Here is a 17,542-nt window from a genome sequence, read left to right as displayed (position 1 = left end):
TCAAATCCGGTCAAGTGGCTATTGGCGCCAGTGCTTGATGTTGTAGAAGAAGCGATCAACCAAATGGCTCTGTCCCGCACATAGGTCCGAACACGTTCCGTACCGTTCTGCCACCTGGTCTTCGAGGCTGGGACGCAGGGGAAGTCGTCGGCCACGAATCCTCTGTGGATGAGACTGCGGTCTCGCCTATCAGCGCTGACAAAGGCGCTCGGCATCATGATCGCCGAAAGTCGAATCCTTCGCCAAATAGCGATGATCGACCTCACCGCCTATGCATCACTCACCAAAAAAATGGAGACCTTGAACCATGCCCGATTTGACTTCACCCGCCGCAATGGAAATCCTGATGGAAGAACTGTGCGATTTACTCCGTCAAGTTCTGGGGCGCGGAGCGGACGATCAGAGTGCTGCGCGGATCAGGATCGCGATGGAGAAACACGTGGAAGTCCTGGAGGTGCTATTCCCCGGCGTGGAAGCCTTCGAGAGGATGAGCGCCCGACAAGAAAGTATGGAGGGGAGCTTGCGGAAGGTGACATCGGATATCGCGTGGATCTGTCAGATTCTAGGGCGACCGGCATTTCACGAGGGGAACTGTTAAATTGCGCTCTTAGCGCTGTGCATGAGGTGTTCCCTGGCGAGACTGCCGAACTGAAACTGGACCACGGATTTGTTCTTCGCCTTTGTCTAGGCGGCACCGCCATTGCAATTGTTCCTGACGGAAAAATTGTTGGCCGCGGCGATCCAGAAAGGATCACACAGCTATTAGATGCTTTGGCTCTTCGGATCCCCATGGTCGCTGTAGAACCGGATCCCGAAGACGAATGCGTGCCAAACTGGTAATGGAACGCCGCAATCACAGAAAAGCAGATCAACTGTTCCGAAAGGCTGCGGGTTCGCCAGGACGACTCAGATCGGACGTCCGCACATCGATCGTGTCGAGCACGGTCGCAAGTTGATCCAAAGCGACCTTCCTCGGGTCCTCGACATCCTTAAGGATCTTCGTTGCGATGACGTAGTGACCTTGGGTGTTGATCGCCATTGCGAAACTTGTGGAATAGTTGCTGATCATATGGTGATACTGATGCGTTAGGCTGGCAAATCAGCATCAGCGAACAGATTTGGGAAGAGCCTTTCTCGATAGTCCAATGGAAAAGCAAGACGAACAGGAGTTTTCGGGGAAGGAGAGGTCAGGAAGCCTGCTGTGGTAAGCTGTTTCAGGGTATTGCGCGCTGTCCGCTCGGATGTCTTGAGCACAATTTGCGCCTCGCCGCGGTCCAGTGTGCCATGGCGCAAGACAGCAGAGATCAGGTCAGGTGCGCGCTTATCGTCGATCATATCCTCGACTAGGCGCCGGTAGCGCTTGTCCAGACCGCCCAGATCAAACAACTTCGCGGAAAACGAGATCTGATCAAGCGTGACCTTTAGGAACCACTCGCAGTAGGTCTTTAACGCTGCTTCGGAAAGGTTGCCGCGCCCATCACGATCTCCGCGTCTAGGACTGTCAGCGAGATCCATCATTCGTTTGTATTCGCCAGGATCCGTCAGACCGCGCGCGAGACCACGGGAGACAGACCAAAGCCCATCTCCGCCAATTCCAGCGATAAGCGCCATGGCGTGTGACATCAGGCGGCTGACCCTTCCGTTTCCATCAGGGAAGGGGTGGATGTAGTTCAATCGGTGATGTGCCGAAGCAATTGCGATGATCCGCCCGCTGGCTGAACGCGCCGCAATCTGGAACCGTTTGTCGAAGTGATCCATGAAAGACGCGACGCGCGGTGATGACGGGGGCAGATGGCGGCCAACCGCCACTTCGCGGTCCCCGTCTTGTCGCATGTGGCCGGGTGTAATTGGTTCCTGGGTTCCATCCGGGTGTTCTATGACGCGGAACTCGTCGGGCATTTCGTCATAGAAAGCCTTATGCGCCCAGGTGAGAAATTCGACCGATGTCGGTCGGGGCAGGGTGCCTGCCCGGTGCATCTCGTCGATGGTACGCTGAACGATGACATGTGCGCGTGCTTCCAGGGCGAGGGGGCGGGTTTCTTCCTCGAGCGTGGCTCCGGCGAGGGCGCGTTCAATATCGCGGGGTCGGGTATTGTGACCCTCTATCAAGTTTGAATAATAGCAGTTCATGACGCGGACGAGATCGGCCAACTCAGCTGCGCTATCGGGATGCAGCCCCTGCCCAAGCCGGGCTGCCTCCCGCTGGATTTCGACCGAAAGGTCGGCGAGTTCGGCTGGGATGTGTTCTTCAAAGAAGCAGGGTTCGATTCTGCCCGGTGTTTCCAGCATTTTTGCCGATCCTGAATTTAGAAAAAGATATTTATTTATAGGATGTTCATCACAAACACTGCAAGTCTTTGCCGATATGTGTTGCCGATCTTGGTTGCCGGACTGGCGAATATTGGAAAAGAGCCGCATCCAATAATAGAAAACGCAGGCCGTAGCCTGCGTTTCAATGTGGTGCAATCGAATGCTTGTTAACGGCTCGACCGCGAATTTTGAACAACGAGATTATCGCTGGTGCGATACTGTCTGTCAAATGCTCTTTTGGGTTGAGTAAGTTGCATTCTGGTGCAAATCTCCTTGAGCTTTGAGGAGTTTGTCTATGCGCTTAGGTCTGGATATTGGCACTAATTCAATCGGCTGGTGGCTTTATGCGACAGAGGACGGCAAGATCACATCCGTTGTTGATGGTGGTGTGCGCATCTTTTCGGATGGGCGCGATCCCAAGTCGGGTGCTTCGCTTGCAGTTGATCGCCGCATGGCCCGGTCTCAGCGGCGTCGGCGTGACCGATATTTGCGGCGCAAAGCGGCATTGATGAAACGTATGGCCGAGGTGGGATTGATGCCCGCTGATCCAGTGCAAGCCAGAGCGTTGGAACAATTGGATCCCTATGCTCTGCGTGCAAACGGTCTGGATGATGCGCTGCCGTTGCCGCATTTCGGACGGGCGCTGTTTCACCTCAACCAGCGACGTGGCTTCAAGTCCAACCGCAAGACCGATCGCGGCGACAACGAAAGTGGCAAGATAAAGGATGCCACAAAACGGCTAGACGAGGAAATGGCCAGCAAGAAGGCCCGCACCTATGGCGAATTCCTGCACATGCGGCGCGCCTCTGCTGCGGATGCGCGGCAGGTTCCGACCGTCCGTACGCGCTTGACCGTGGCCCGCCGCGATCATGCCGAAAAAGAAGAGGCCGGGTATGATTTCTATCCTGATCGCCATCACCTGTCTGACGAGTTTGATCAGTTGTGGAAGGCGCAGGCGCAGCATCACCCAGACGTTCTGACAGATGATTTGCGCGATGAAATCAGGTTGATCATTTTTCATCAGCGCCCGCTGAAGACGCCAGAAGTCGGGCTGTGCCTGTTTACGGATGAGCGCCGCATACCCAGTGCACATCCGTTGAACCAGAGGCGTATCCTGTATGAGACGGTGAACAATCTGAAAGTTGCGGCCCGGGGTGAGCCCGCGCGTGCGCTGACACGGGAAGAGCGTGACACGATCATTCATGCGTTGGACAACAAGAAACACACCAAGTCGCTGGCTGGTATGACAATGAAGCTCAAGGCGTTGGGCAAGGTGATCAAACTGCGGCCCGAGCAATCCTTCACGCTCGAAACCGCCAATCGTGACGCGATCGCCTGCGATCCTGTCCGCGCCAGCCTGTCGCATTCGGACCGTTTCGGGGCAGGGTGGTCAAAAGTGGACCCAGAAGCGCAATGGGGTGTGATCGGCCATATTCGCGCCGTGCAAAGTGACAGGGAACACGCCGATTTAGTGGAATGGCTGATGACCCAACACGCGCTTGATCGGGAACACGCGGTAGCCACCGCCAATGCCCCGTTGCCCGAGGGATACGGACGGTTGGGCCTGACGGCGACAACGCGGATTCTGGCCGCATTGGAGACGGATGTCACGCCCTACAGCGCAGCGGTCGCAGCGTGTGGCTGGCACCATTCGGACGGTCGCACCGGCGAAGTGCTGACAGAGCTTCCGTATTACGGGCAGATCCTTGATCGTCATGTGATCCCCGGAACTTACGATGAAAACGACGACATCACCCGCTATGGCCGGATCACCAACCCGACCGTGCATGTCGGGCTGAATCAACTGTCTGACGTCAGCACTTATGGGTCCAAATAGGATTATTTGCTAAGAGAGGGTTTGTTGCTCATCGTAGCCACCAAGGAGTGGACGATGAGAAAGACAACGAAGAGCCCCGGCGAGAAGATCGTCAAAGACATCAAGCGGGCGACCCGCAAGCATTATTCATCCGAAGAGAAGATCAGAATTGTGTTGGATGGGCTGCGTGGTGAAGACAGCATTGCCGAGTTGTGCCGCCGTGAGGGGATATCCCAGGGCATCTACTACAAATGGTCAAAGGACTTCATGGAAGCCGGTAAAAAGCGGTTAGCTGGGGACACGGCACGTGCCGCCAACACTGATGAGGTCAAGGAACTGCGCCGCGAGGCAAAGGATCTTAAGGAAGTTGTCGCGGAACAGACGCTCGAACTCCGTTTGCTCAAAAAAAGCATGACAGGCGATGGGGGCGACCACGAATGAGGTATCCTGCATCTGAAAAGCTAGAGATCATCCGGCTCTTGGAAGAAAGCCATCTGTCGGCGCGCCTGACACTGGCTAAGCTGGGCATTCCATGCACCACCTTCTATCGCTGGTACGATCGTTATCTGCAGCGCGGCGAGGCTGGCCTGCAGGATCAATCTCCCAAGCCTAAACACGTTTGGAACCGCGTGCCTGACGAGGTGAAGCGAAAGGTTGTCGACTTCGCCTTGCAGGAAACCGAACTGTCACCACGCGAATTGGCAGTGACGTTCACGGATCAGGAACGCTATTTTATCTCGGAATCCACAGTGTATCGTGTACTCAAGGCCCATGACCTGATCACCAGCCCAGCCTTCATCGTGATGAAAGCCGCCAGCGAGTTCAAAGACAAAACGACAGCCATCAATCAACTTTGGCAAACCGACTTCACCTATATCAAGGTGCTAGGCTGGGGTTGGTTCTATCTCAGCACGGTTCTCGACGATTACAGCCGTTACATCGTCTCCTGGAAACTCTGCACGAACATGCGTGCTGAAGACGTGACCGACACGCTGGACCTCGCATTGCAGGCATCAGGCTGCGACCAAGTGCATGTTGTTCACAAGCCGCGTTTGCTCAGCGACAACGGGTCCAGCTATGTCTCAGGCGACTTGGCGGAATGGTTGCAGGGCAAGGGCATGAAGCACTCGCGCGGTGCCCCGTATCACCCTCAAACTCAAGGCAAGATCGAACGCTGGCATCAAACCCTGAAGAACCGAATCTTGCTGGAAAACTACTTCCTGCCGGGTGACCTTGAAGCTCAGATCGAGGCCTTCGTCGACCACTATAATCACCAGCGCTATCACGAGAGCATCAACAACGTCACACCCGCCGACGTCTACTTCGGACGTGACAAAGCCATTCTAAAACAACGCGAAAGGATCAAACGGAAGACACTCGAAACGCGACGCTTGCATCACCGCCTGCACGCCGCATAATCAAACCAACCAGATGAGCCAAACTCTCTCTTAGATTAGGCCGCCATTGGTCCCAAAAACCCTGACGACGGACACTTGCTACACATTTGCTACGCATTGTGCTACACAAATGAAACCTTAGTAACGGACTAACTTATTGTTTTTTCGTCGGGGTTTTGGATATACATCACAATCTTAAGGACACCTCCTCCGCCAGCGAATCGCGAATCGATAATCAATGATTATTGTCGTTTGAAAGTGTGTCAGGATCACGATCTTTGATGTGCAGCTATGGCGCCCATGTGGCTGAATTTGCAGAAAAAATAGTTATAGGAATAGACGAGATGCACGACCTAGCATTGGCTCGGCGACGTCTTTTCCGTGTTCTGACAGTCCAAGAATAGACTGTGCACGTCCTGCAGCGGCTCACGCGACACCATCCGCCCAGCTAGAAACCTTGCCCGCACCTCATTCAATAGCCAAAACAAGATCTGCGGGGGAAAGCGGTAGCGTGTCCAAGTCACCCGCTTCGACCAATTCGATTGGTGGCCCCGCCATCCGCGGAGAGAATTCACCTCCAATCGCCTTTAGCGCCTTGCGTATGCCAAGATGCCCATGTTCGACGGGGTCGTCAAAAGGCACGGCAAGGACTTTACCACTTTGAAGCCCACGCCGGACGGAGTGGCTAATGTACGTTGCGATCAGCTTGGGGAACGGTGCGTCGGACAGCGCGGCCAGCCCCATTGCGCCTTCAATCGCAGGTGCGCTTCCGATCAGGTAGTCCAGATGCGGTTCGGCGGCGAGGATGTCTTCGACCTCGCGCAATTGTTCGCGTAGCCCGGTATCGGCGTAGCGCGTGATCACGATGTCGACGGACGATTCGCGCAAGCTGCCCAACAGTCCGCTTTCCAGCAACGGGGACCAACCGGAATCCGTCGGTCCCGTGACAAAGCCGACGCGCACTTTGGGGGTTCCGGGCGGATGGCGCGTTGCCAAAAACCCTCCAACCGCCCGCCCCATATCGCGCCAATCGACCCCGATTGCCGCGGCAAGGTGGGGGGAATGGAATTCGTTCACCAAGGCCAAAACAGGTATCGATGCAGAGGCAGTTTCGACCGCCGCCAGCAAATCAGGCGCATCCGCCGATACCGCGCCCAGAAGGATTGCGTCAGCACCCTTGGCAATGCAGGTCTGCGTCAGCGAAACTTGGCGTTGCAAAGCATGATAGCCACCGGATTCAAAGAACATCAGTTTGACGCCCGTTTTGGCCGCCTCTTGCTGCAAACCGAACCCGACGCTCAGCCAGTATTCGTCTTTGAAATGCGGCACTACGACGCAAATTCTTGCGGCCTTTGACGGCGCGTTTGATTGCGCCTGTGCCGGTGGGGCGACCCCAAAAAGCCCGGTGGCAAACAGGCCAAGGGCAGCAATTGCGATTGACCGCAAAACGCCATACCGTCGCGCCATGCGACGGATTGGTTTTGATAAACAATTGCTGCGGGTCTTCACGTTCATTGTGAGCCTGTCCGTCCTTGTCAGCCTGGCGGCGCTTGGGTCAAATTGGTATCTGTCCGGTCAACAACGCGCTTTGATTCAGGACAACCTGCCGGCCGCGGCTTTGGCACGCAGGGTTTCTGATGAAAGCGTGTCTATCGCCGCGCTGGCGCCTTCCTTTTCCGAAGTGGGCAATCTGGCGGATTTGCAGGTGTTGGTGCGTTCGCTTCAAGCCAAAATGGATGATCTGCAAGCGGGCTTCCACACCTTGAGCAGCCTCAATATCTCTGCGGACCAGCGGGATGGTCTTGCCTTGCTGGACAGGCTGCAAACTTCGGTGACGCGTCTGGCAGATGTCGCAGAAGTTCGGTTGAATCGGCGCCGGAATCTGGATGCCCGGCTGACGGCGGTGTCCGGCAAGCTTTCGGAAACGCAGGATATTCTGGCCAACCAACTGGACATCGCCCGCGTGAGGGTCACGGCGACGATTGCCGACCTTTACGCGCAACCCGGCGGCAGTGTGCGTGATATGTTGGACAGTCTCGCCGACCGCGACTTCTTTGCCTATGACCGGCTGGTTGAACTGGCCCGCGCGGTCGATGCCGCAGGTGAGTTGCTGTTAAAAAGCGCTGACCAGATGGAGCTTCCACAACTGACGCAGCAACGCGAAAGGATCGCGCAAGAGCTCGACTTTGCGACCCGGCGACTTGACTATTTTGTGTCGGCGGCAGCGCGGGCGCGGACCAGTGATCTGATGACACAGCTTGGGGCCGAGCTGTCTGATGACGGGATCTATGCCCTTCAGGTCAGTATTTTGGGCGATGATGCTGCCATGTCAGATTTGTTGGCAGGCATCCGTGAAGACGTCGTCACCCTGACCAGTGTTTCCAAGGATTTGTTCACCCAAATACAAGCCAAGGCTTTGCAATCGCAGCAACAAACTGAAGCCCTGTCGCGCCGGATTACGACGGGTTTGGCGTTACTGCTGGCCCTTGTGACTGGTGCCGCTCTTGTCAGCTGGCAATTCGCGCGCCGCAAGGTGGTTGGGCGGTTGCGCGGGGTTGCAGAACATATTGACGCCTTGGCGCATGAAGATTTCGACCACGCCATTCCCGTCAGCGGAGGGGATGAAATCGGCGAGATGGAAAAGGCGCTTCGAATCCTGCGCACCCGCGCCCTGAAGGCGCGAAACCTGCGTGACGAGCTTGAAGAAACCGTGCTGCAGCGCACCGGCGATATCGTCACCGAGATGAAAGCCCACGACGCGGCCCGCGCCGAATCCGAGGCTGCGAACCGGGCAAAATCCGAATTTCTGGCGATGATGAGCCACGAAATCCGCACGCCGTTGAATGGCATCATCGGGATGCTGCGACTGTTGGAGGGCGAACTGTCCGGCGCGGATGATCGCAAACGTTTGGTGACCGCGCGCGCCTCGGCGGAGCATCTGTTGGGTCTGACCAATGACTTGCTGGACTACGCCAGCACCGAACGGGGCAAGCTGCGCGCGGCGCCCGTGCATTTTGACACCCGTGATCTGGTCGGCCATCTGGCCACCTATCTCAGCGTCAGCGCCAAGGCTCGCAGGCTGGACTTTGAAATCAGCGCGCCGCCGGATTTACCGATCGCCCTGTTCGGGGACGTTGCCAAGATCCGGCAGGTCGTCGTTAACCTGCTGTCGAACGCCACCAAATACACCGACACGGGTCGTGTCGATCTGATCATCGACCATGTTTTTGACAGCGATCAGGGGCGGCATGTGATCACCTTTGCGGTGGCAGACACCGGGATCGGCATCGCTGCCAAGGATATGGACTATATCTTTGACGCCTATGGGCGCGTCGATCCGGGGCAGCGGGCCGACATTCAGGGCATGGGGCTGGGTCTGTCGATCTCGCGGCGGCTGACCGAGGTCATCGGCGGGCTGTTAAGCGTCGAAAGCGCGCCGGGGCAGGGGTCTCGGTTTTCGCTGACGGTTGCCCTGCCCGAAGGTGATCTGGCGCAGGTGGCCCGCACCGCCGAAGTCGCCCAACACGCCGAGCTGGGCCAGCATGTGTTGCTGGTCGAAGACAACGCGGTCAACCGCATGGTGGCGCATGGCTATCTTGAGCGGCTGGGCTGTCGTGTAACGGATGCGGAAACCGGCGCGGCCGCAATCGACGCTGTGAAATCGGATCAATTTGACATCGTGCTGTTGGATCTGGACCTGCCCGATATGCAAGGGACCGAGGTCGCACAGGCGATCCTGCGCCTTGTGCCGACACCCCCCAGACTTGTCGCGCTAACCGCCCACAACATACAGGACACCCCCGACGAACGGGCGCGATTGGGGGTCGAGCGTGTGCTGACCAAACCCATATCGCCCCGCATCCTCAGCGAGGTGTTGGGCACCGCGCCTTTGGTGGTCCAAGAGATCGACGCGGAGGCCGTGGCGAACACCACACTGGCCGGGCTGAAAGAGGACATCGCCGATCTGGGCGCGGAAGAGACCGAGGCGATCCTGTCCGAATACATCGGTCAGGCGGACGAGGCGATGCCTGCCCTTAAGGATGCCGCGAGGGCAGGGGATCACGAAACAGTTCGCAAACTGGCGCACCGGATGAAAGGTGCCTCGAGCAACTTCCGACTGGATAAGCTGTGTGCCCGGCTCGGTGACATCGAACAAATCGCCCGCGATGGCGGCGATCTAGCGGTCGTTGAACGCATGTTGGACGACACTTACCACCCGGCGCGCGCGACGCTCAGGGAGGCCGCCCGATCAGTCGGGCTTCACTTCCCTGACGAGGCAAAGACATAGCCTTCACCATGCACCGTGATGATCCAGTTGGGCTGGGTCGGATCGTCTTCGATCTTCTTGCGCAACCGACCCACCAACACGTCAATGGTGCGATTGTCCGGCGCCCATTGGCGGTGCTGGATCAGGTCAAGCAGGCGGTCACGTGACAAGATCACGCCGGGATGGCGGGTGAATGCATGCAACAGCTCGAACTCGGCCCGGGTCAGGGGTTCGATGGTGCCGGTGTCATCCTCAAGCCGCCGGCGCATCTGGTCCAGCGTCCAACGGCCAAAGCGCCACACGGGGTCGGGGTCTGCGGTGGCTTTGCCGATCTCGCTTATGCGGGCCAACAGGTTCTTGACGCGGGCGAACAGCTCGCGTTTGTCGAAGGGCTTGGTGACGTAATCATCCGCGCCCATTTCCAGCCCGACGATCCTGTCGATCTGGTCATCCCGGCTGGTCAACAGGATGATCCCTGCCTTTGACTTGGCCCGTTGCTCGCGCGTTATGGTCAGCCCGTCCTTGCCGTCAAGGTTGATGTCCACCAGCAACAGGTCGGCGGGATCACGGGCCAAAATCTCCTCCATCTGGGCGGCGTCTTCGGCTTCGCTGACACGATACATCTGTTTGCGCAGGGATGCCGCCAACCGCCTGCGGGTGACGCTGTCGTCTTCGACGATGATGATGTGCTGGCTCATTGGACCCTTCGATTCCCTGCTCACCTCTTCCTTTTACATTCTTTTACAAACTCGAACAGCCTGTTCATCCCAGCTCAAAGACCGGTTCACATCGTGGGTGTAGAAAGAGGGCAAGAACAGTCAACTCGTCAGGAGGACATCATGACATTTGCCAACCCAACCCGCCGCGGTTTCCTGCAAGGTGGCGCCGCCATGTTTGGCGCTACGTCCCTTATGGGATCGACCGCGCTTGCAGCGCTTGACCCCAACTCGTTCACGGACCGCGTTTTCCACGCCACCCACTTCGGCCCGTTCGAAGGTGTGGTGCGTGACGGCAAGCTTGTCGGCATCAACAACATCATGGAGATTGATGCCCGCCCCACCGAGATGCTGAACCACGGCGTTCTGGACCGGACCTATGACAAATCGCGTATCAACTACCCGATGGTGCGTAAATCCTACCTTGAAGGTTGGGAAACCGGCGACACCAAGCCCGAACTGCGCGGTAAAGAAGAATATGTCCGCGTCGATTGGGATACGGCCTGGAGCCTTGCGGCCAAAGCGCTGCTCGACACCGCCACCAACCACGGCAACGAAGCGATCTTCAGCTCGTCCTATGGTGGCTGGTCGAACGCTGGTTCGTTCCGCCCCAACGTGCTTCAGGGTCGCCTGATCAACCTTATCGGCGGCTGCACCAACACCGCTGGCGACTGGTCGGCCGGTGCGGGTCAGGTGCTTTTGCCCCGCGTGATTGGCGACATGGAAGTCTATTCGGGTCAGACATCGTGGGAAGTCATCCGCGACAACACCGAAGTGTTCGTGCTGGTCGGCTGTGACCCGATCAAAAACAACCGCATCGAATATCGCGTGGCCGACCACGGCATGTATGGCCCGTGGGAAGAGATTCGCGACGCAGGTGTCAAGTTCGTCTCGATCAACCCGCAACGCACGGCCTCGGACGACTATCTGAATGCCGAATGGCTGCAAATCGTGCCCAACACCGACACCGCTTTGTTCCTTGGCATGGCATATCATGTGCTGGAGAACGGTCTGGAAGACCGCGCCTATATGGACAAATACACCGTCGGTGCCGACAAATGGATCGCCTATGTGAAAGGCGAAGACGACGGCACGCCGAAAACACCGGCTTGGGCCGCCGCCATCACTGGCATGGACGAAGACAAGATCAAGGAACTGGCCGAACTGCTCGCTACCTCGACCACCCAGATCGCAGGGTCTTGGGCCATTCAGCGCGCACAACACGGCGAAATGGCTTATTGGGCCATCGTCAACTTCCAGGCGCTGACCGGCAAGATCGGCAAACCCGGCGCAGGTCTTGGCTTCTCGTGGCACTATGGCAACGGCGGCATGCCACAAAGTGGCGCACGCACGCCCGTCGGCATGAGCCAGGGTCGGAACTTCATCAAGAAGGTCGTTCCCGCGTCGCGGATCACCGAAGCGTTGGAAAACCCGGGCATGGAATTCTTCTATAACGGGTTCACCAACACCTATCCCGACATCAAGATGATCTTCAACGCCGGCAACAACTTCATGTCGCACCAGCAGGACACCAACCGCCTGATCCGTGCGCTTGAGAAGGTCGAAACCATCGTCAGCGTGGACGTCTGGTGGACCGCGGCAACCCGTTGGGTCGACATTGTATTCCCGGCGGCCTCGACGCTGGAACAGGATGACATCACATCGGGTGGCACCTATTCCAACGACAAGGTCTATGCCATGAAGAAGGTGATCGAGCCGATTGGTGAAAGCCTGCCGGACTACGAGATCTTCGAAGGTTTGGCCGATAAAATGGGGCTTTGGGCCCAGTTCACTGACGGCGAAGACAAGATGTATCACATCAAGCTTGCCTACGAGGCTTCTGGCGCTGCAGCCCACACACCGTTCGAAGAGTTCTGGGAAAAAGGCTATGCCCGGATGCCGGTTCCGGATGCGGCCCGCAAGTGGACCCGCCACGGTGCCTTCTACGAAGACCCCGAAGGCACACCGCTGCACACCGACTCCGGCAAGATCGAGATGTTCTCGGAAGGCATCGCCAACATGGACATCGAGGACTGCCCCGGCATGCCGGTCTGGATGGAAAAACACGAATACCTCGGCAACGCCAAAGAAGGCCAGTTGCACGTCGTGTCGCCCCACCCGTGGTTCCGCCTGCACAGCCAGATGGACCAGTCCGAGAAACTGCGCGCCCTTTACAAGGTGCAAGGTCGTGAACCGGTCCGGATCAACTCTGAAGACGCCGCATCACGCGGTATCGAAGATGGCGATCTGGTCGAGCTTTATAACGATCGTGGCACAGTGATCGCCGGGGCTGTTGTCAGCGATGACATCATGCCGGGTGTGGTCTCGATCTACGAAGGGGCTTGGCCGTCGCTGGACAGCAAGGGTCGTTGCAACTCGGGTCTGGTGAACTTCCTGACCTCGACACAGCGGTCTTCCGGTCTGGCGCAGGCAACCACCGCCAACACCGTTCTATGCAGCATGCGCAAGTGTGAAGACCCCGAAGGTCCGAACATGGCGTATGAGAAACCGGCCATTATCGAAGACATGGAGTTCGCTTCGGTCGACGATGAAAAGGTTGGTGCCGAGCGTCTGGAAGCCCTGACAGAAGCACTTTACGCTGACATGACACCCGGCGAGAAGATGTTCTTCGAACGCTGCACCGTCTGCCACGCCCCGCGCGAGGTGACGCACTATACCCAGCAGCAATGGAAGGGCATCGTGCCGTCCATGTTCGAACGGGCCGGCTTTGAAGAAAGCGAACGCGAACTTGTCATGGAATACCTGATGGCAAACGCGGCTGACGCGAACTAAGCGACCCCAAGTCACGACACCGAGGGCGGCCAGACAATCTGGTCGCCCTTTGTCGTTCCGGCAACGGGCGGGATGATACGCGACAGAAAGCATGGCTTGGTTGCGAAGGCGGGCCAATCGAAACGTCGCTATTGATGTTGAACACCATCTCAAATTGGCGGACAGGTCACACAGTTTCGACCATCAACGATGCGGATTTTTCAGAGCATCTCACGTTAACGCCGTCTCATTCACTCAAACACCTCATCCCCGGTCGGCTCGATATGCTCGACCTTGTTCATGCGCTGCCTGAACCGGGCCAGTTCCTGATACATTCGCCTGCGCGCGCGGCTTTGATTGCCCAACGGGCGGTGCGCGGGCAGGGAATGCCACGGGTTGATCCGCATGTTGCGTGCAAACGCCATTTGCGCCGGTTTTTCAAACTCTTGCATTGGTATGTGAATGCGCGCGACGGGGATCCATGGCGAAAGCTCCTCGGGCCAGAGCACCGAGGCGTCCTCGATCGGCATCAGGTGAGGGTCGGTTTGGATCTGCACGGCCATGTCGAATTCCACCGGTTTTTCGCGCAAAGTCTTGGCCATGTTGTCGCGCAAATAATTGGGTGGCACGCGGCCAAACGGCACGCCGGGGATGTCCATGGGAACGTCGGTGCGCGGCACATAGGAATAGAGCATCGCCTGACCTTCACCCATCAGATAGGGCACACAGCTATAATACCTGTGGCCAAGCGGGTTATATTGCGTCTCGTTCCACAACCCCTGCATCAGGAAATCAAGCACATGGTTGTCCAAGGGATTGAGGAAATACCAAAGTGGTTCGTCAATCGTGCTCCAATATTGCAGTTTGGCGTTCTCGCGCGCGTCCGGCGTCACGAAAGTGGGTGTCACGACGGCGGGCCAGTCTTGCGTGAATTTTTCCTCGTCCATCAGTTTCGGGCCGGGCACATCCATGACTTTGACCGACATCGACCCGAAGCCCACGTCGCGAATATCCTCGGGCACATCCGGCCCCGGTCCGGCGTATCGGATATAGGCGGGGTAGTCGCGTTCGACCGCAAACACCCCGTGGCGCAGATGGTCGGGCAGGTCGGGCAGCACGGTGAATGTGGCTTTGACCAACCCGTGCGTCTTGGTGTTTCCACCCCGTTCATACGCGCCGGGCTGGAAGTGCAGGTTCATCTGCTCGCGCATCTCGTCGATGATGGTTTGCAGCGCTTCCTCTTCCCAATCAAAGATTTTCTCTTCCGCCAATTCCAGCCCAAAGTCGTCGCGCTTGCGGTTCTTGAGCCGTTGGATCAATCGCGCCAGCGGGTCGCGGACCAGCGCGTTCAGGCGGCGGCGAAAGAACGGCTCTAACCGCCGTTCGAAATGCAGGCCAACCTGTGTCGCACGGTGGATCAGACGGCGGATCGGGATCAGGATCGAGCGCATTCGGGTCTCCTATCTGCCATGGCGGGCAATGAATTGCAGGGCGCGCAAACCGGGCAGGAAAAAATAGCCGCCGCCTTTTAAGGTTACGAATTGCGGCAGGGGCGTGTGGCGTTCTTCGATCCCGTCGGCTTTCTGGATCGAGAACCCGTCGCTTGCGACCCCGCTTACCGGCGTGCGACCGCCAAGCAGGGGGTCGGCTTCCCCGGTCAGTCCGTTGAACTTGGGCGAGGCGATCCACGCGTTCTGAACAAACTCGAACTGCCGGACCAGATCGGCGCACAGGCAGATAAACAACAGCCCGCGTTCTTCGGTTTTGGCGTCATTTTTCACTGAATCCTCGGGCGTCAATTTCGGGCCATAGACCCGCCCGCGCCGCACCAACCGGTGAAATCTGGTCGAGGCAACCAGATCATGCCGCCCCGGCAGTTTGTCGCGCCGCCTGCGGAACCCCAACGTGCTGAGCAACCAGCCAATGCGCCCCTCAAGCTGGTGCGGGTGGTCGCCGGTGCGGGGATTGGCGCGGCGGATATGGGCGCCAAGGGGGCATGACACGCCGTTAACATCGTCCTCATAGGTGAAGTCATTGCTACGCGGCGACCCTTCGATATCGCGGCGACCGCTGATCAGGGGGGTGCCATCCCGTTCGCGCCCGACCATCTTGGCGGCCAGTGCGTCGCGGCGGGTTGGGTCCCCCTCGCTGGCCGCGTCCATGTAGCGCCAGAACCCCGGCACATCCTGCGCCAATTGGCGAAACACCAGATAGCTGCCGTTGCGCCCCAGATCACGCAGTTCTGGCACGCCGGGAGCTTGAGCCAGCGCGTCGCGACCCGGCACGCTCGCGTCAAGCAATGGCGAGCCCGAGCGCGCGTTGTATTCGTTGCGGTGCCCCAAGATGACCTCGCCGGGTGAGATCAGGTTGCTGTAATCCTCGCGCCCGTGTTTTGACGGCGGATGTGTGTTTTTCCAATCGACCTTTGGCTCGGAAATCCCGTCACGGAAGCCGAACGGCTCGACCCCTTCGTTTGGACGGGTGGGAAAGCTGTGGGCCTGTGTGAAGGCGGCGGTGAAATCGGAGTTCAGAACCTCTTGTTTCCAATCCGCCAAGCCACCTTTGCGGGCATAGAGCATGACCAGCAAATGCGCCTTCGCCCCGTCCCAAAGCCAGTTCTCAGGCGCATTCTGGCCCGTGTCGCCAAGCCGGCGTGACCGGCTATCCTCGCCCGCCATGCCGGACAGAAACGGCTGCGCAAAGCCTGAAGTGGCGTTGTCAGACAGGCCAAACACCGACAGGCCTGCGGCTGTGAAAGCGACTTGCAGGGCAGTGTCGGGGGGACTGTCCAGCGTCTTCGCTGATGTCACCGGGGCAGCGCGCAACCAATCGCCCGCGGCCACGGGATCTTTGACGGTGCACAAGATGAACTCCGCCTCGACCAATGCGCCATGGCCGAACCGGATCAGCCCTTGCATGTCGTCAAATTCGACGGGATCAGAGGGTATGTTGGGCGTTTTGCTCATATCTTCGACAACCAGTTGCGCAGGGCCTTCGCGCCATTGGGGCGCTTTTCAAGGCCTTTGCGGATTTCACTGTTGCGTGCCATGTCGCGCGCGGTCAGGCCGGGATAGGCTTTGTACCAGACCTGCGTGGGCAGTTGACGATTGCGCAAATAGCGCTTGAACTTGTCCTCTTGTTCCGCGCCGCCCTTGATCAGAAAGCGTGTCGAAGGGTAGCCAACGCCGTTTGAAAAGACGAGGTTCAAGCCCCACGCGACCTTGTTCACAAAATCATCCATGTAGCTTTCCACCGCCCCGTCATAATTGCTGCAAAACATCACCCGGCGTTTGCCGTCCAAAAAAACCCAGCGCGCAAAATGGATGGTCTGCACGCGGGTCAGATAGCCGCGCCCAAAGATATGGCGGGCTGAATAGTTGACCAGATACAGCGCTGCGGTCGCGATCATCCGCCGGAACGGGCCGGGCTTCACATCACCAAAGGCGGAAAACGGGTTGGTCACATCATGGTCTTCATAGCGGCCCAAATCGGCGATGCGGGCGTCGGCTGGACGGGGAAGGATCTCTGGGTCCGAACGCTCGTGCATACGCAGGCGGATCACGAAAAACGGCAGAGCCAGCAGCAAAAGAGGGGAGATCATCAACAAGATCAGCGGCAAGCTGATCAGGTCAATCCAGTTGGCCAACCTCTCGCGCAGTGTTGTGCGCGCAGGCGGGGTCAGGTGAAGCACGCCACTGGCTCTCTCGCGGCGCACATAATCTACCAACCGCTTGTGGATTTCGAACGGGTCGGCGGATCCGCGGGCGTTCACCACGTTCGCCAGTTCGTCATGCAAGGCGGCGGCCAAAGCGGCTTCCTCGTGGACCTGACGCACGGTGCGACCGCGCGTGTTGATGTAATTGGCAGACTCTCTGACGTTATGGTCTTCCATCCAGCGCAAAAGATCTGTGCCTTGGTCTACGCCCTCGCAATGACTGAAAACCTCCATCAACCCATCGGCACAGTGGACCATCAGTTCTTTCAAAAACGTCTGCCGATCCCCGTCAACATCACCAAGAAAGGCAAGCTGCATCGGATACGGCTGCGGTTCCTGACCATAGGCTTCGATATCGCGCCATGTGTTCGCCTCGACCAGAAAGAAGCGCGCGACATGCAGCTGGTCGAACCTGCCAAAAGGCACAAGCGCGTTTTCGGGATCAGCGAGGCCTGGCTTCAGGGTCATGCTGTGCAGCAGCGACTCCAATTCTTCTGCCCGGCCTTCCGCGACCGGGGCGAGGATGAAGAATGTGTCTTGCTGCGTCAT

Annotated in this window: 11 protein-coding genes; 5 read left to right on the top strand and 6 right to left on the bottom strand. The window is 58.1% G+C overall.

What is annotated here, in order from left to right:
• Positions 1 to 216: 216 nt before the first annotated feature.
• Positions 217 to 840 (top strand): hypothetical protein, encoded by a 624-nt coding sequence (locus MUY35_RS02945; protein ID WP_248363801.1) that lies wholly within the window; start codon positions 217 to 219, stop codon positions 838 to 840.
• Positions 841 to 1,086: 246 nt separating this feature from the next.
• Here the strand turns inward: MUY35_RS02945 and MUY35_RS02940 are convergent, their stop codons facing one another.
• Positions 1,087 to 2,289, bottom strand: a complete 1,203-nt coding sequence (locus MUY35_RS02940) for a Fic family protein (protein ID WP_248363855.1) — start codon at positions 2,287 to 2,289, stop codon at positions 1,087 to 1,089.
• A gap of 316 nt (positions 2,290 to 2,605) precedes the next feature.
• On the opposite strand from MUY35_RS02940, the gene cas9 reads away from it, so the two are divergent.
• Positions 2,606 to 4,147 carry a type II CRISPR RNA-guided endonuclease Cas9 gene (gene cas9, locus MUY35_RS02935; RefSeq protein WP_248363800.1) on the top strand — a complete coding sequence of 514 codons (1,542 nt, stop codon included), beginning with the start codon at positions 2,606 to 2,608 and terminating at the stop codon, positions 4,145 to 4,147.
• A gap of 54 nt (positions 4,148 to 4,201) precedes the next feature.
• A protein-coding gene (locus MUY35_RS02930; RefSeq protein WP_248363854.1) for an IS3 family transposase occupies positions 4,202 to 5,544 on the top strand; the annotation gives its coding sequence in 2 pieces (ribosomal slippage) (positions 4,202 to 4,528 and positions 4,531 to 5,544; 1,341 coding nt in all).
• Between the two features lie 447 nt (positions 5,545 to 5,991).
• On the opposite strand, the gene torT is transcribed toward MUY35_RS02930, so the two are convergent.
• Positions 5,992 to 7,038: a TMAO reductase system periplasmic protein TorT gene (torT, locus tag MUY35_RS02925; RefSeq protein ID WP_248363798.1), complete on the bottom strand. Its 1,047-nt coding sequence runs from the start codon at positions 7,036 to 7,038 to the stop codon at positions 5,992 to 5,994.
• Here torT and MUY35_RS02920 point away from each other — a divergent pair.
• The gene (locus MUY35_RS02920) at positions 7,016 to 9,811 is read left to right on the top strand and encodes an ATP-binding protein (RefSeq protein ID WP_248363796.1); all 2,796 of its coding nucleotides are present in this window, start codon (positions 7,016 to 7,018) and stop codon (positions 9,809 to 9,811) included. The two genes, torT and MUY35_RS02920, sit on opposite strands and share 23 nt — an antisense overlap.
• Here the strand turns inward: MUY35_RS02920 and torR are convergent.
• Positions 9,784 to 10,488 carry a two-component system response regulator TorR gene (gene torR, locus MUY35_RS02915; protein ID WP_248363794.1) on the bottom strand — a complete coding sequence of 235 codons (705 nt, stop codon included), beginning with the start codon at positions 10,486 to 10,488 and terminating at the stop codon, positions 9,784 to 9,786. The two genes, MUY35_RS02920 and torR, sit on opposite strands and share 28 nt — an antisense overlap.
• 141 nt (positions 10,489 to 10,629) lie before the next feature.
• Here torR and MUY35_RS02910 point away from each other — a divergent pair, with 141 nt between their 5' ends.
• On the top strand, positions 10,630 to 13,299 hold the full coding sequence (locus tag MUY35_RS02910; RefSeq protein ID WP_248363792.1) for a molybdopterin-dependent oxidoreductase: 2,670 nt from the start codon (positions 10,630 to 10,632) through the stop codon (positions 13,297 to 13,299).
• Positions 13,300 to 13,529: 230 nt separating this feature from the next.
• Here the strand turns inward: MUY35_RS02910 and MUY35_RS02905 are convergent, their stop codons facing one another.
• Genes MUY35_RS02905 through MUY35_RS02895 form a run of 3 tightly spaced genes read right to left on the bottom strand, consistent with a single transcriptional unit; the run spans position 13,530 to position 17,542 of the window.
• Positions 13,530 to 14,729 carry a catalase family protein gene (locus tag MUY35_RS02905; RefSeq protein WP_248363790.1) on the bottom strand — a complete coding sequence of 400 codons (1,200 nt, stop codon included), beginning with the start codon at positions 14,727 to 14,729 and terminating at the stop codon, positions 13,530 to 13,532.
• A 9-nt stretch (positions 14,730 to 14,738) separates the two neighbouring features.
• A complete protein-coding gene (locus MUY35_RS02900; protein ID WP_248363789.1) occupies positions 14,739 to 16,244 on the bottom strand; it encodes a hypothetical protein in 1,506 nt (501 codons plus the stop codon).
• Positions 16,241 to 17,542 (bottom strand): hypothetical protein, encoded by a 1,302-nt coding sequence (locus tag MUY35_RS02895; RefSeq protein WP_248363788.1) that lies wholly within the window; start codon positions 17,540 to 17,542, stop codon positions 16,241 to 16,243. The genes MUY35_RS02900 and MUY35_RS02895 overlap by 4 nt, the downstream gene beginning before the upstream one ends.

The organism is Aliiroseovarius sp. S1339, from assembly GCF_023195695.1.
In the GTDB taxonomy this organism is placed as follows: Bacteria; Pseudomonadota; Alphaproteobacteria; order Rhodobacterales; family Rhodobacteraceae; genus Aliiroseovarius.
Note: the sequence above shows the minus strand (reverse complement) of the source record. Positions and strands in the feature narration are given on the sequence as shown.

Coding starts and splice junctions, on each gene's coding strand:
- MUY35_RS02945 (WP_248363801.1), top strand. CDS start 217: ATGATCGCCGAAAGTCGAATCCTTCGCCAAATAGCGATGATCGACCTC.
- MUY35_RS02940 (WP_248363855.1), bottom strand. CDS start 2,289: ATGCTGGAAACACCGGGCAGAATCGAACCCTGCTTCTTTGAAGAACAC.
- cas9 (WP_248363800.1), top strand. CDS start 2,606: ATGCGCTTAGGTCTGGATATTGGCACTAATTCAATCGGCTGGTGGCTT.
- torT (WP_248363798.1), bottom strand. CDS start 7,038: ATGAACGTGAAGACCCGCAGCAATTGTTTATCAAAACCAATCCGTCGC.
- torR (WP_248363794.1), bottom strand. CDS start 10,488: ATGAGCCAGCACATCATCATCGTCGAAGACGACAGCGTCACCCGCAGG.
- MUY35_RS02910 (WP_248363792.1), top strand. CDS start 10,630: ATGACATTTGCCAACCCAACCCGCCGCGGTTTCCTGCAAGGTGGCGCC.
- MUY35_RS02905 (WP_248363790.1), bottom strand. CDS start 14,729: ATGCGCTCGATCCTGATCCCGATCCGCCGTCTGATCCACCGTGCGACA.
- MUY35_RS02900 (WP_248363789.1), bottom strand. CDS start 16,244: ATGAGCAAAACGCCCAACATACCCTCTGATCCCGTCGAATTTGACGAC.
- MUY35_RS02895 (WP_248363788.1), bottom strand. CDS start 17,542: ATGACGCAGCAAGACACATTCTTCATCCTCGCCCCGGTCGCGGAAGGC.